The organism is Rhodobacteraceae bacterium M382 (assembly GCA_025141015.1).
Classification (GTDB): Bacteria; Pseudomonadota; Alphaproteobacteria; order Rhodobacterales; family Rhodobacteraceae; genus Aliisedimentitalea; species Aliisedimentitalea scapharcae.
In genome coordinates, this window is record CP081101.1 from 113,009 (window position 1) to 127,382 (window position 14,374).

Genomic DNA, 14,374 nt, shown 5'->3' on the forward strand with positions numbered 1-14,374 from the left:
CCCACGGTCAATGAACGATCATTCCGGCTGGGTTCTGAAATGGTAGGATTTCAGCCGGGTCAGATGTTGGTAGGCATGAGACGAAAGCGAACATCCGCGCCCGGTATCCTTGACCCCGGTCCAGGCCAGCCCCGGATCAAGATAGTCGCAGCGGTTGGCAAAACAGGTGCCGGTTTCCAGCTGTGCCGACAAGGTTTCAGCCGCTGCCATGTCTTTTGTCCAGATTGAGGTCGTCAGGCCAAAGTCACTGTCATTCATCAGCCGTATTGCTTCGGCGTCATCCTTGACGGGCATGATTCCGACCACAGGGCCAAAGCTCTCTTCGTTCATTACGCGCATGCCGTGGGTCACGTTGACCAGCACCTGTGGTGCCAGATAGGGCGTTCCGGGATTGTCAGCGGGGAAATACGCAGGGTCGATCAGGGCCTTGGCCCCCGCGGCAACCGCGTCATCAATCTGGCCACGGACGAAATCCGCGGCACCGGGTTTCACGACGGGACCAAGATTGACGTCTGGATCAGTCGGATTGCCCAAGCGATATTGCTTTACAACCTCTGCCACTTTGTCGACGAAGGGCGCGAAAACATCCTGATGAACATAGATGCGTTCGATGCCACAACAGGATTGGCCCGAGTTGAAGAACGCCCCGTCCACCAGGTTTTCCGCCGCAAAATTGATATCCGCATCCGCCCGCACATAGGCCGGATCCTTGCCGCCCAGCTCCAGATCAATACCCGAGAAATTGACCGCATTGGCCTGTTGCAGATGCCGACCGACGCCGACAGACCCGGTAAAGACGATGTGATCATGATGGCCTTCGCCAATCAGCGTGGCTGTGTCGTCGTTGGTTGGTAGCAGCAACTGGAAAACGCCATCGGGAAGACCGGCCGCAGCAAAGGCCTCGGCAAAGCGTTCCCCGCAACAAAGCGTTTGCGCCGAGTGTTTCAAAACCACCGCATTGCCCGCCGCAAGTGCGGGGAAAATGGCGTTGGTTGCTGTCAGGTAGGGGAAGTTCCATGGCGCAATCACAAAAACCGTGCCAAGCGCCTCGCGCCGGATGGTGCGCAGCGCCAAACCGTTTTGGGGCAGGGCGTCCTGTTGCAACGCCTGGGGTGCGATGTCGATCATATGTCGGGCGCGTTCTTCGAGCCCGCCGATTTCCCCGGCGGCTTGCGCAACAGGGCGGCCCATTTGCCAGGCAAGTTCGACACCGATCTCGGATTTTACCGAAATGAAATGATCAACCGCTTTGTGTAGAATGGCGCAACGTTCGGCCAGCGTCATGGCCGCCCAGCTTTTTTGCGCCTGCTTGCTGGTGTCAAAAACCTGACGCGCGTCTTCAAGTGTGGTCGCTGGGCGTTCGGCATAGATGCTGCCGTCGACCGGTGAAATGCATTGGATCATGTGTGTCATTCTGACCTCCTGAGGTTGCCAGTTCTGGGTTTTGCGAGATTTTCGAAGGGTTCAGAGGATCTCAAAGTACCGTTTGAGTTCCCAATCGGTCACCGCGCGGCCAAATTCGTGGGCCTCAAAGACCCGCGAGGCGGCGAAATGTTCGACAAATTCATCGCCGAACAGCTCTTTGGCTGCGTCAGAGGCACCAAACAGAATGCCCGCGCTTTCAAGGTTGGTGGGTAACTGCCGATCAATCGGAACATGCTGATCATAGGCATTGCCAACCGATGCGGGGCCCGGGTCAATCCCGCGTTCGATCCCCAACAACCCCGAACCGATCGCGGCGGCCATCGAAAGATACGGATTCACATCCGAACCGGGAATGCGATATTCCAAACGCTGTGATTTCTGTGATCCCTGAATGACCCGAATGCCGACGGTCCGATTGTCTTCGCCCCAGGTTGCTGATGTCGGGGCCCAGTGGCCGGGTGTCAGCCGTGCGTAACTGTTGACGTTGGGGGCAATCATTGCCGCAAATTCGCGCAAATGCGCCAGCTGACCACCCAAAAAATGGCGCATCGTTTGGCTCATCTGATATTCACCTGCCGGATCAAAGAACAACGGCGCACCATCTTGGGACCACAAGGACATATGCGTATGACCGCTTTGCCCAGAAAGCTGTTGGTTCCATTTCGCCATGAAGGTCGCCATCAGCCCGCGCTTTTGGGCGAGGATCTTCATGAACGCCTTGAAAATCGACGCCTTGTCAGACATCGCCAGCGCACCATCGACCGCAATCGCGGTTTCAACAACACCGGGGCCGGTTTCTGCATGCAGCCCTTCCAGCTCGATCCCGATACTGTCAAATGTATCAAGAATGTCCTGATACAGGTCTTCTTGGACAATCGAGCGCAAGGCAGAATAGCTGAAACTGCCCGGGCTCAGGGTTTTCAGATCCCTGAAGCCCTTTTCTTCCAGGCTGTCCGGGGTTTCCTGGAATATGAAGAATTCAAACTCCATCGCCGCATTGACGACAAAACCCATGTCCTTGGCCCGCTGAAGCACCCGGCGCAAAACGCCGCGCGGACAGATTGCTTCGGCGCGCCCTGCAAATTCGGAACTGAAGAACACCGTCTCATTGTCGAACGGCAGGATCATGCCGCTTTCGGGAATGATCCGCAGGTTGGCATCTGGAAACCCGCTGTGCCAACCCGTGAATTTCGAGTTGTCATAGAGCGTATCAGCCACATCCCAACCCAAAACTGCATCACAAAATCCATAGCCGTCATTCAGCGCCGACAGAAACTTTCCCTTGGCCATGAACTTGCCGCGAAACACGCCATCCAGGTCAAAGAACCCGACCTTGACGTGTTTGGGGTCTTTTTCAGACAGGTATGTCCGAACGTCTTCTATGGTTTTCAGATTGAGGTGCTGACCTGCCATTGCGAGAATCCTGACTTAAAGTTCGGTGGCTTTTTCAAAGGCACGAAGGGATTGGGCCAGCAGGGCCGCCCACATCGCGATGTTCTTGTTGGTTCGCAAAAGATCATTGCGAATTTCGACCATCGTGTAGGGAACGCTGCGGGCTTCGGCCTGAACACGAAGCGTGTGATCGACGCCGTCCAACGGCGAATAGGGTTGATTGTCGCCAACCTCGTAATCAGTGTGTCGCCGGAACCAATCTATTAGGAACCGCGACATCTGAGATTGCTGGTTATAGAGAAAGCCAACGTGCCAGGGGCGTTTTTGTCCGCGCACCACATCATTAAAGCTGTGCACCGCGACAAATGCCGTCCTCCGACCTACCAGGCGCCGTTGGTCCATAATATGGCTCAGGGTATTGTGAAACGGGCGATAGATCGCGTCTGCACGGGTTTGCCTGTCTGTTGTGCTGAGGTCGGCATTGCCCGAAACATGCGCGCCGTCTGCTTCGACAACAAATGCGCCGGGGTGACGCATGGTGCGATTGCAATCATAGACCAGTCGGGAATAGCGCTGCAAAACGGCCGGGCTATCCAGTTTCTCGCACAGCTTTTCGGTCAGCTGTGCGGCACCGATGTCCCAGGCGATATGCCGGATCCGCTCGGCCCTCGACAGGCCGAGCGTCCCAAGTGCGCGGGGAATGCGGTTGCCCGCGTGTTCGCATCCGAAAACGAATGCGCCCTGTCCCGTGGTGTTGAGCACTTTGACAGGAGAGGGATCTGTCTTGCTCAGCAAACCGCGCATCGGTTCGGGATCCCCAAAACAGCGAAGATCCCAGGGATGTTGATCAAAGACCGACATCGGCGAATACCTCGGACATGGTTTCTTCGAGAATATCGAACATCTCGTCGACTTGTTCCGTTGTGATGATAAAGGGGGGGCCCAACACAATAGCTGCCCCCAGTGGGCGGCAGATCAACCCTTTTTCCAGCGCCTTGTTGGCAATTCGTTCTGAGACCTGCAGATCACCGGGCAGGGCTTCTTTGGTGGTCTTGTCTGCAACAAGCTCAACCGCTCCCATCAATCCAACGCCACGTGCTTCGCCAGCGTATTTGAGCTCTCCCAGCTTATGGAGCCGCTCCATAAAGCGCGGGCTGACACGGTTGACGTTCTCTAAAAGCCCTTCGTCTTCAAGCACTTCGAGTGCCTTCAGGGCGATGGCGCTGCCCAATGGGTTGCCGCCTGCAGTAAACCCGTGCGGGAACTCTTCGGCCTGTTCAGACACGCGGGTAATTTCGTCGCTCAGGTCCTTGCCCAGAATGATCGCGCCCATCGGGAAATACCCGGCGGTGATACATTTGGAGGCAATGATGGCATCAGGTTCCATGTTGTATTTGACGTTGCCCCACATGTCGCCAGTGCGGCCAAATCCACAGATCACCTCATCGGCAATGAACGGAATGTCGTATTTCCGCAAAATCGGGCGGATCGCCTCAAAGTACCCTTCTGACGGGGGGATGACCCCACCTGCGCCCATGACAGGCTCTGCAAACATGCCTGCAATGGTGTCTGGACCTTCCTTGATGATCAGCTCTTCGAGGTTGCGTGCGAGGCGTTGCGAGAATTCCAGCTCACTTTCACCGTCCAGCCCATACCGCCAGTAGTGTGGGCAATCGGCATGCAGGAAACCGGGCAGGGGCAGGCCAAACTCGGCATTATAGGCTTTGCCTGTCATTGACGCGGACACAGCCGTTACCCCGTGATAGGCGTTCAGACGGGTGATGATCTTGCGGCGCTGCGGCTGGCCATTGCGCCGGTGCAGCATCCACAGCATCTTGACCATCGTGTCATTCGCTTCGGACCCGGAATTGGTGTAGTAGACCTTGCCCGCGTCAAAGGGGGAGACCTCGATCAGCTTCTCTGACAAGGCGACGGTAGTATCCGCGATCCTGCCAAAAAAAGCGTGATAACCAGGGAAGCGGCGTGCTTGGTCACAGATCGTGTCAATCAGGCCCTGATGGTTAAACCCGGCGACGTTGTTCCACAGGCCGGAATTGGCATCCATGTAGCTTTTGCCATGAACATCAAACACATGAATGCCTTCGCCGTGCGTCAGAACAACCGGACCATTCGAATTCAGAGTGCCCAGATCAGTGAACCCATGAAAGACATTGTCCATGTCTCTCTGCTCCCAGGAGTTTGTAGGCTGTTTGTTCATAGCAAGATCCTTAATGTTCTTTAGTGATGTTAAAATACATAAGGTATCGATTGGACTTTAGTCAATGTAAAAAACATTAAGCGCGAGGGTGAGAATCCGCCTATAACCCTCAATTTCTTGAAATATATTGATAATGTTGAAAACGAGGCTTCGTCTCTGGCGAGTATTGCGCGTCCAAGAGCAGGTTTTCTGAACCTAAGGAGACACAGGAAACAACGGCGCATCACGGCCAATTGCGACCACTCGTGGGGGTCTGAGTTGTTGCAGCGCGGCACGTCTTCCCGACATTCGCTGCAGGCGCAAAATCAGGCGACGGTCGAACTCACAATTTGCGGACGGAGTCACCGTTCATCGCTCACGCAGCATAAACAGCAAAATACGCCAGCTTCAACCTCGCCACGCAGCGACCTGATGTTTTCGGGATCTGTTAGGCGGAGGTAGCGGACTCGCCAACCGACTGCCGCAAGCTCCTCGGAAAAATGGCGCATGGCAGAGAATAAAAACGCGCTTTTTTTTTGTGATGCGGCACATAGGTGGCCTCTTCGCGGACCTCAGCCATCAGAATAATTTATGTGTCCGGGTTCGCGTTTTTCAGCGCATGCATGTCGGGCGAAAGTCGATCCCCCAGAATCAAAACGATACCTGGGCGATCCGTGTCGGTGTTCGGTTCAAAAGGCGCAGTCACCACTGAATCTCTTTTCCTGCCCAGTCGAAAAACTGTCCGCTGTTGTCTGGCGTAAGAGTATCGATGACATTCAGCAGGTTGCTTGCAGCCTGTTGCGCGGGAACCGTCTTGTGTTGCGAGTAGTTTTGCGTGAACTCGGTCGCCACGGTGCCGGGGTGCAATGCTGCGCAAACCAGATGCTTGTGTGTCCGTTTTAGTTCAATTGATGCTGTTCTGATGATCTGGTTGAGGGCCGTTTTAGAGGCGCGATAGGAATACCAGCCGCCAAGCCTGTTGTCCCCGATCGACCCGACGCGCGCAGACAGTACCGCAAAAACGGCTCTCCTGTCTTTTGGCAGCAGGCGTTTGGCATGCTTTAGAACCAAAGCGGGCCCAATCGTGTTCACTGCAAACAGATTTGCCATCTCATCCGCAGACAACGCCAGCAACGATTTTTCTGGTCCGCGTTTGCTCGACAAAACACCCGTTGCAACCACTATCAAATCGAACTTGGCCTGCAGTCTTCCAAGCTTTTCCGACACATTCGCTTCGCAGGCTATGTCCAGGCCATCCTGTGAACGAGAAAGACAAACGACCCGGTATCCCCTGAACACCAACTCGTTTGCTAATGCTTGTCCGATGCCGCCTGAGGCCCCAACAACAAGTGCACGTCTCTCCATGGCCAATATCCCGTCTAATTGAGCTGGACGATCGCGACGTTCAAGGCCGATGCAAAGCCAACCCACGCGAGATACGGAACGAAGAGCAGAGCAGACAGTCGGTCGGGTCGCCACGCGGTCCGAATGAAGCCCCCGATGGTCAGTAGAAGGCAAAGAATAATGACAAGCGCCAACGCTGGATTCTGAGCAGCGAAAAACACCGGTGACCACAAAAAGTTCAAGCCCATCTGGACGATCCAAAGGCGATTTAGCGAAACCCGGTCGTCATGTTGCCAAACGCGCCAGCCAACGTAAGCAATCATCAGATACAACACTGTCCACACTGGTCCAAAAATCCAGTTGGGTGGATTGAAAAACGGCTTTTGCAGATCTCCGTACCATTCGCCCGGAGCAGTGAGCGTGCCAATCGCGATTCCGCCGCCCATGACCACAATCAGGAAAAGCAGAAAGGAACCGAAGTTTTTCACAGTGATCAGACCTCTAATGTGAACAGACGAGAAGGTAGGGCTATCTCGGCAGTGAAGTGCCGAAAAACCGCTGATATTTGCCGAAACCTCGCACGATCAGAGGGCGCATGCGGAGGAAAAGGCGATAGAGCCCTTCCAGAAGGGGCACGACGCCCGGAAGGCTTGCCAATCTCGCCAACCAGCGCCAGCCCGGTATGGCACGCCATAATTCTACGAACGCCCGTGCCCCGGACATTTGCCGACCGTCGGCCAGACGAACATGGAACCTGGCCATCGCGTCCGACCGAGTGACGCTGTCATCCCCCGAAAAGCGCTTGGATGAAACGTCGACAAGATTTAGCACGTGATCGGTGTCAGCCCGTTTGTAGTAACATATCTCCGACGCACACAAGGGGCAGGACCCGTCATAGAATACGGTGATATTCTGCGGGTCCTTTTGTTTTATGGCCATCAATTCAGAAGACCTTCTATGTCACCACGAAGTCGCGAAGACTCGGGCTTTGTTTTAGAGCCGTAGGTGCCAACCAGATCACCATTCGGCCCGATCAAAACTTTGTTGAAGTTCCAAGCCGGTTCAAAACCCTCCTCCTGCTTCAGCGATAAAAAGAACGGATGCGCCTTTGGACCTGTTACATTCGTAATCCCAGTCATCGGCATATCGATGCCGTACTGAACTTCGCAGAAATCTTTTACCTCTTCATTGCTGGAAAGCTCCTGTCGGAAATCGTCTGACGGAACAGCCAGAACCACTAAACCTGTGTCACGATAGGTATCATATAGGGCCTGTAACCCGCTGTATTGTTTGGTGAAGGCACATCGGGAGGCAGTGTTGACAACAAGAATGGGTTGACCGCTCCATTGAGACAGGGTCAGGCTGCCCCCGTCGATGGAGTCGAAAGGCGCATCAAGCTCTAGGGCCTTCACTTGAAAGGCAGTCAACAGAAGCGCCAGCAGAAATACTATTCGGATCATGAAAGAACCTCCTTGTTCAACGTTTACGAGCCAAGAGCGCCTTTGGACCATTTTTCGTCTAGCGTGTGCAAGGAGTGCTCAATGTCTATGCCGAATGGTGGTCGGGGCATAATCGACCAGCTCGCTCGACAAAAACACTTGGGTCAATAACAGTTCGGACCCATTTACGACAGATAACGCGGTCAAAAATGGATGAGATTTCTATGAGAAAACTGGCAGCAACTCTGGGCATTTGCGTCGCGCTTGGTTGGTTCTCAACACTTGCTGCAGGGGAGCAGGTCATGCTGGAAACTTTTGACAATAATCCCGAAAGCCGTTGGGAATTTATCGCGGACACCGTCATGGGCGGCGTATCAACTGGGCAGGTCAGTTTTGCACAGGAAAACGGGTCCGGGTATGCACGGCTGACTGGAAATGTGAGCACCGAAAATCGTGGCGGCTTTATTCAATTTCGGACGGAACTCTCAGAAAAACCATCAATAAACACAAAGGGTGTACGGTTCATCTCCCGAGGCAACGATCAAACGTACTATGTCCACCTTCGCACCAGCGGAACGGTTTTGCCGTGGCAGTATTACCAAGCTAGCTTCGAGGTGACGCAACAATGGGCAGAAGTGCGCATTCCATTTTCGGCCTTCAAAGCATCGGGCAGAATGCTCAGGTCTGAACCACGCGCGGGATCTATCAAGTCAATCGGCATAGTGGCCTATGGTCGTGACCACCAAGCGGAGGTCGACGTGCAAGAAATTGGCTTTTATTGATCCCTATCACGGCCTTTTACAGAATTGTTCGTTAATGCCTGGGCAGTCGCAGCCCGCATTGCCGACGTTCGCGGCAAATGAGATGTTGGGCGTAAGGTTTTGGTAAAACGCCGCAGAACGCCCCCCATCGCGAGGACAGGAACTTGGAATTTTCGGCAGAATACGAGGTACACGCTTCGGCGATTGCCAACCTTTTTACAGCGAGCTTCACCGCCTCGGAGGGATCGGACGAAGGTGAGCTGATAGGGGCTTTGGCCCGCCGTCTGATGGAGGAAACTCCCTCGGAGCATCTCCGTGTTTTCACGGCTTGGAATAATGGCGAGCTGGATGGCGCAATCATCTTTTCGCGCCTCACTTTCAAAGGCGACAAACGCGTGGTGTTCGTCCTTGGACCTGTCGCGGTGGCCACAAAGCGGCAGCGCCAAAATATCGGGCAGAGATTGATTGCCCATGGCCTCAGGGTGCTTCAGCAGGAGGGCGTCGATTTCGCGGCGACTTATGGAGATCCTCGTTTCTACGAGCGCGTCGGCTTCTCGACCATCACCGAGAAAGACGTGCCAGCACCTTTTCCTTTGCAGCATCCCGAAGGCTGGCTCGGTCAATTTCTCAATAATGCGACAAAGACGCCGCTCCAAGGACCGTCTCGGTGCGTTACAGCGTTTGACGATCCAATCTTCTGGTAGCTACCCATCCGAAACTTCGGCCCAATGGCGACCTTGGCGTCAGTCCCGCGCTCCGGCGACAACGTGGACGAAATGTGCATGCGTAGAAGTGGTTTGATCGACCGGTCCGGGATGTTGTTTGACCCTTGCGGAGTGCTTGAAGCTTGCCAAAATTGGTCTTTTGGGAAAGGCTCTCCCGATACTTAATTGACATGTGAGGAGCATTTTATGGCCAATCTAGGCGCTCAGCCGATTCGAACCGAACGTGATCTTAAACGCTTTGAAACTGAAATGACCATTGAAGAGCGTTTGCCGGAACAAAGCATTCTGGATGCCTTTATCAACAGCGCTGAGCGAGCCCCCGACGCCACGGCCATGACCATGTTGATGACAGGAGCGGCGGACGAGCACCCACGGCGGATCAGCTATCAAGAATTGCTCAGAAACATTCGGCGCGCGGCCAATCTGTTCACCGATATTGGCGGCGCATCACCGGGCGTCGCTTTCATGCTGCCCGCCTTGATCGAAACCCACGTCACTTTATGGGGTGCGGAAACCGCAGGCTATGCGGTGCCGATCAATTTTCTGTTGCAGCCGGAAAGCATCGCGGAACTGCTCAAAGCCTCAGGTGCAAAGATCCTCGTTGCCCTGGGGGCGCATCCGCAACTGGATATCTGGGAGAAGGCACTTGCATTGCGCGAGCAAATTCCCGAGCTCGTGTTAGTGCGCGTTTCACCTCCGGGCACGCCTCCAGAAGAAGGTGTAATTGATCTTGGTGCTGCTTTGATGGCCCAACCTGATGATCATCTGACATTTGGGCAAGCGCGCAGCGGTGATGATATCGCCGCGTATTTTCATACCGGAGGCACAACCGGTGTTCCCAAGCTCGTTGCACACACCCATCGCAGTCAGTTGGTGGCGGCCTTTGGTGGCGCTGCAATGTGTGGCTATACGCCTGACGATGTTTTGACGGCCACCTTTCCGCTCTTTCATGTTGCTGGGACAATCGTCGCGGGTCTCAGCGGGTTCATGGCGGGAATTGAACTGCTGGTCATGACGCCCGCAGGGCTGCGTAATCCGACGGTCGTCGAGAGCTTCTGGCGGCTGGTCGCGGATCACAAGGTGACATTGGTGGCCGGCGTTCCAACGGCAATTGGTGCGGTTTTACAAACCCCTTTGGACGATCACGATATCAGCGCAGTGCGCGCCGGTCTAACCGGAGCGTCGCTGTTGCCACCTGCCGTCGGGCAGAAGTTCAAGGACGTCACTGGCTGTACGCTTTTTGAGATACTCGGCATGACAGAGGCCTCAGGGCTGATCAGCATTGATCCCTGCTGTGGCGAGGGCACGACAGGGTCCGTCGGCTGGGCCTTGCCATACACGCAAGTCGAGGTTTTGAAGCTGACATCGCAAGGCCGCCTCGGAGAAGCTTGCGAAACCGGGGAAATTGGCGTCATCGCAATTCGTGGTGATCATCTGTCACCCGGCTATAGTGATGCGACCCAAAACAAGGGTGTCTTCACTGATGGCATGCTGAATTCAGGTGACTTGGGATACAAGGATGCACAAGGTTGTCTCTACGTTGCGGGGCGCTCAAAAGACCTGATTATCCGGAGCGGTCACAACATCGATCCCACCATGATCGAAAACGCGATGAGCACGCATCCGGCTGTGGCGCTCGCAGCAGCAGTTGGCATGCCCGATGCTTATGCTGGTGAACTGCCAATGTGTTTTGTGCAGCTCCACCAGGGCGTTGATGCCAGCATGGATGACCTCATGGCCCATGCGCAAAAAACAATTGATGAACGTCCGGCTTGGCCGAAGATGCTTCAAGTTATTGATGCGATCCCTCTGACTTCTGTTGGCAAGATTTTCAAACCGAGTCTGCGCTGTGATGCCGCCAAATTGGTGGTGTGCAGATTGCTTCAAGACGAATTGAAACTGCCCGATGCCAAGGTCGACGTGGTCGCCGGTGGTCCGCGCGGACTTTGCGTCAACGTGGTGCTTGCACCAAAAGACAGACCATCGACTGCTGTGGTCGAACAGGCTCTCGCAGCGTTTCTATTTGAGACTCGCGTGCAGGTCGCCTAGGGGAGTTCGGGTGCAAAGCAAAAATTAGACCATCCAATACAGCCAAAGCCTTGTCGGTCTTCCACCTCCAAACCAACAGTGGGTTTAAATTGGATTGGCACCTGTCGTTCGACTTCGTTAACAAACATTCTTCTACGGTGCAGCACATACCAATACGGGCGCCCTACTGCCCTTGGTCGCGCCAGGTGCGGATGGCTGCAGGCAGCCCGATCGGACTATTTTCAGGCGTTTGCACAACCGCAGACGTCGCTCGGGGCAGCACGCACCTGATCTGCTGGCCTCGTCAGGCGATCTTGAGGTTGGACGGCGGGATACATGGGGAATACCGGGCCCAAGGGTCTTGCAGTCCGCAATAGGGGGGGGCGCAACCGTCGTGTTCAGGCCAGAAAACAAGAACGAGTCGTGGGTCTAAGGAAAATCGAATTGTACTTTTCAAAGACTACATCCCAAGCAAGGAAATCAAACGTTGCCCACGAAAACAGTTCGAGAAAGGGCTTTGACAACCGGTGCGCTCCTCGGCGCGCTCATTTCGTGTACCAGCGGTCCGCCGGTCTCCCTCGACAATCCCCCGCTGGGAGCGGGTGGCCAGTCACGTTGGCTGTTTGTTCAGGTTGTCTCGCAAGATGCGGGGTTCATCGGTGAACTCTATGCGCGCAAATAGGATCAACAAATTAATTGCGATCTCACGCTGCACTAGCATTTCTTCAACTTCACGCAGGCTCAAAACGAAGCGAACATAGAGTCACACTGCATGAGAGATGATCTGATGAGGAAACCGGTGACGCTTGCAGCTGATCGACGGTGACTTCATCGATGTCACCTACGTCCAATTGCGGGTATCAGCAACCGAACGACAGTTAACGTGACAACACCGTTAGAAACGATGCTACGGGGCAGGGGAGACCTCACCTGTTGCAAAATCCAAAGTAACCGCGCCACCTACTCGACCAAACTCAACGAAACATCCATGAACACAGGGTGAGTGGTGGTGACAGCGGTCACGTTTTAGTGCCGCTCCGATCGCCAAGGGGCTTTTCCAGTCGAGCGCTGTGTGGCGGCAGGCCATTTGCAAATCCTGGGTCTGAGTCACAGCCCACGTAATTTTGGCATAAACTAGAGATTCTGAAAATAACCTCTGGTAGTATTCATATGCAAATATAAAGAGAAACTCCATGGTTCCTGCTCCAATTACAGATCTTAGCGGTCTATTTCGTGTGGGCGCAGATGACATCTTCGGCGTCGACAGTGTGTTTCCCGATGACATAGGCTTGTGGGACACAAGCGCGGTGACCCGCATGATTGGCACGTTCGCCGCAACGCTTGGTCGGTAAAACCCATTTAATCGGGATATCAGTGGGTGGGACACAGGGCGTGTGACGTCCTTGCACGGCACGTTTGATGCTGCTGCAGCGTTTGATCAGGACATTAGTGGATGGGTTACCAGCAACGTTCGCTCCATGATCCACATTTTCGAAGGGGCCACTTCCTTTGATCAGAGCCTTGGCGTATGGGATCTGTCGTCGCTTTCGTCCCAAGGGTTGAGCCTATCGGTCACCGCGATGAGTATGGATAACTTTGACGCCACACTTGACGGTTGGGCGCAGCTGGATCCTGGCGAAACGCGTGTGCCGCGCAACATATCATTGGGCGCTGAGGACCTCATCTATTCGAATGTCACGGCATTCGATAGCCTCGAAATCGACTTCTCCTGGGCCATCACGGGCGCGCGATATTGGCTGGAAGACTCGGCAGAGAATGATCGCCTCGACGGCTCTGGCGGCGCTTACCGTATCGTGACGGATGGACTGGCTTGGGGGCCACCATATTACCGGCAACGGCTATTTCGATACATTGCGCGGGTCCGTAGGGAAGGACACGATTGAAGGTGGGCTGGGCGGTGACACGTTGCAAGGCGGGGACGGCGATGACGTCCTGTTTGGTGCGTTGCGTGGTGCAACTCTGGAAGGGGACCGCGCCGACGTGATATTTGCAGGTGCCGGGAGTGACTACCTCGACGGCGGGCATGGCAATGATGAACTGCGCGGCGACGATGGAAATGATACGCTGCTGGGAGGGTTCGGGGCCGATACGCTCGTGGGAGGAGCAGACGACGACGTGTTGACGGGAGCGGCACTTTCAGACGTGCTTTTTGGCGGCGAGGGGGACGACTTCCTGAATGGTGGCTTTGGCTTCGACCGACTGAATGGTGGCGTGGCCGAGGCGTTTGTGACGCATGTCCCATCAGGTCAGTTCCTCTGGGCTTTGGTCGATGGCGCGGCGCTCGACTTCGCAACTCTCACCACGCAAGAGGGTCGGATCGAATTCGATTTTTGATGCCCCGAGCATAGGTGGCTACATCCACCTGCTTCATTGCTCATTCAATCAATTTTTTCTTATAGGACACGGAATTTTCGATGGCGTTTATTGATCACTCAACAGCGAACAGAGCATCCCGGGTACGGTGAGTAGCGACACGATATTGGGGAGCAATTTTGGTGACACGATCCAAGGCGGTGTAGGCGACGACGCGATATATGGTGGACCTGGCGGCAACTACATTCATGGCGGTAACGACACAGATATCTTTGTCGGAGGCGACGGCAACGACACAATCGCAGGGGGGGCAGTGACGTCGTCAACTACAAGCTTGAAAGTGGACGCTCTGGGGGTATTCGCACGAACTTGTCAGGTGCCCAATAGACATATGATTTCGATAAACACTCGCAAACGTTTGAAAGCCAAAACATAACCCTCGGTGTTCACAGCGCGCGTGAAACCTAAGGCGATTTGTAGGGGGGACTCACTTTGACAGAGACCCTAGAAAACTTCCGAATTCCAGTGAGATTTTGACTTTATGCAAAAAAACCTGAGTACGCGTGAATGAGGCGCGGCCGATTGTGAATATTGGGGGGGTGATCAGGGCGGATTTGCTAACATCTTGCATACATTTCCGTGCAATATTTGGAACCAATTCGAGCATTAGTATGCAGTTGATAACTTATGGTAAAACTGGGCGGCATGGATGGAAGGTCACAAATTTTG

Annotated in this window: 14 protein-coding genes and 2 pseudogenes; 6 read left to right on the forward strand and 10 right to left on the reverse strand. The window is 54.6% G+C overall.

Features of this window, described 5'->3' with window-relative positions; all coding sequences use genetic code 11:
- Nucleotides 1–18: 18 nt before the first annotated feature.
- The 9 genes and pseudogenes from K3727_22960 to K3727_23000 form a co-directional block, all read right to left on the reverse strand.
- A complete protein-coding gene (locus K3727_22960; protein UWQ93915.1) occupies nucleotides 19–1,413 on the reverse strand; it encodes an aldehyde dehydrogenase family protein in 1,395 nt (464 codons plus the stop codon).
- 51 nt (nucleotides 1,414–1,464) lie between these two features.
- Nucleotides 1,465–2,838, reverse strand: coding sequence for a glutamine synthetase (locus tag K3727_22965; protein UWQ93916.1), 1,374 nt, complete (start codon nucleotides 2,836–2,838; stop codon nucleotides 1,465–1,467).
- 15 nt (nucleotides 2,839–2,853) lie between these two features.
- A complete protein-coding gene (locus K3727_22970) occupies nucleotides 2,854–3,678 on the reverse strand; it encodes an N-formylglutamate amidohydrolase (GenBank protein UWQ93917.1) in 825 nt (274 codons plus the stop codon).
- The gene (locus K3727_22975) at nucleotides 3,665–5,035 is read right to left on the reverse strand and encodes an aminotransferase class III-fold pyridoxal phosphate-dependent enzyme (GenBank protein UWQ93918.1); all 1,371 of its coding nucleotides are present in this window, start codon (nucleotides 5,033–5,035) and stop codon (nucleotides 3,665–3,667) included. Before K3727_22975 ends, K3727_22970 begins: the two co-directional genes overlap by 14 nt.
- Nucleotides 5,036–5,376: 341 nt before the next feature.
- Nucleotides 5,377–5,639, reverse strand: a pseudogene (locus K3727_22980) (cryptochrome/photolyase family protein).
- Between the two features lie 77 nt (nucleotides 5,640–5,716).
- Nucleotides 5,717–6,379 (reverse strand): SDR family NAD(P)-dependent oxidoreductase, encoded by a 663-nt coding sequence (locus K3727_22985; protein UWQ93919.1) that lies wholly within the window; start codon nucleotides 6,377–6,379, stop codon nucleotides 5,717–5,719.
- A gap of 14 nt (nucleotides 6,380–6,393) precedes the next feature.
- Nucleotides 6,394–6,804, reverse strand: coding sequence for a tryptophan-rich sensory protein (locus tag K3727_22990; GenBank protein UWQ93944.1), 411 nt, complete (start codon nucleotides 6,802–6,804; stop codon nucleotides 6,394–6,396).
- An 82-nt stretch (nucleotides 6,805–6,886) separates the two neighbouring features.
- Entirely contained in the window at nucleotides 6,887–7,297 is a 411-nt protein-coding gene (locus K3727_22995) for a DUF393 domain-containing protein (protein UWQ93920.1), read from the reverse strand.
- Nucleotides 7,297–7,818, reverse strand: a complete 522-nt coding sequence (locus K3727_23000) for a glutathione peroxidase (protein UWQ93921.1) — start codon at nucleotides 7,816–7,818, stop codon at nucleotides 7,297–7,299. The genes K3727_22995 and K3727_23000 overlap by 1 nt, the downstream gene beginning before the upstream one ends.
- A 203-nt stretch (nucleotides 7,819–8,021) precedes the next feature.
- Here K3727_23000 and K3727_23005 point away from each other — a divergent pair, with 203 nt between their 5' ends.
- The 3 genes from K3727_23005 to K3727_23015 all read left to right on the forward strand — a co-directional run bounded on the left by K3727_23005 (nucleotide 8,022) and on the right by K3727_23015 (nucleotide 11,332).
- Complete coding sequence (locus K3727_23005) at nucleotides 8,022–8,579, forward strand: CIA30 family protein (GenBank protein UWQ93945.1); 558 nt, start codon at nucleotides 8,022–8,024, stop codon at nucleotides 8,577–8,579.
- A 143-nt stretch (nucleotides 8,580–8,722) separates the two neighbouring features.
- On the forward strand, nucleotides 8,723–9,262 hold the full coding sequence (locus K3727_23010) for an N-acetyltransferase (GenBank protein ID UWQ93922.1): 540 nt from the start codon (nucleotides 8,723–8,725) through the stop codon (nucleotides 9,260–9,262).
- 207 nt (nucleotides 9,263–9,469) lie between these two features.
- Nucleotides 9,470–11,332 (forward strand): AMP-binding protein, encoded by a 1,863-nt coding sequence (locus K3727_23015; GenBank protein UWQ93923.1) that lies wholly within the window; start codon nucleotides 9,470–9,472, stop codon nucleotides 11,330–11,332.
- A gap of 694 nt (nucleotides 11,333–12,026) precedes the next feature.
- Here K3727_23015 and K3727_23020 read toward each other — a convergent pair.
- Nucleotides 12,027–12,143 (reverse strand): annotated as a pseudogene (locus K3727_23020) (IS6 family transposase).
- 562 nt (nucleotides 12,144–12,705) lie between these two features.
- Here K3727_23020 and K3727_23025 point away from each other — a divergent pair.
- From K3727_23025 to K3727_23035, 3 genes are all read left to right on the forward strand, one after another.
- Nucleotides 12,706–13,215, forward strand: a complete 510-nt coding sequence (locus tag K3727_23025; protein UWQ93924.1) for a DUF285 domain-containing protein — start codon at nucleotides 12,706–12,708, stop codon at nucleotides 13,213–13,215.
- Nucleotides 13,133–13,666 carry a hypothetical protein gene (locus tag K3727_23030; GenBank protein ID UWQ93925.1) on the forward strand — a complete coding sequence of 178 codons (534 nt, stop codon included), beginning with the start codon at nucleotides 13,133–13,135 and terminating at the stop codon, nucleotides 13,664–13,666. Before K3727_23025 ends, K3727_23030 begins: the two co-directional genes overlap by 83 nt.
- Before the next feature lie 127 nt (nucleotides 13,667–13,793).
- Nucleotides 13,794–14,081, forward strand: a complete 288-nt coding sequence (locus tag K3727_23035; protein ID UWQ93946.1) for a hypothetical protein — start codon at nucleotides 13,794–13,796, stop codon at nucleotides 14,079–14,081.
- Nucleotides 14,082–14,374 lie beyond the last annotated feature (293 nt).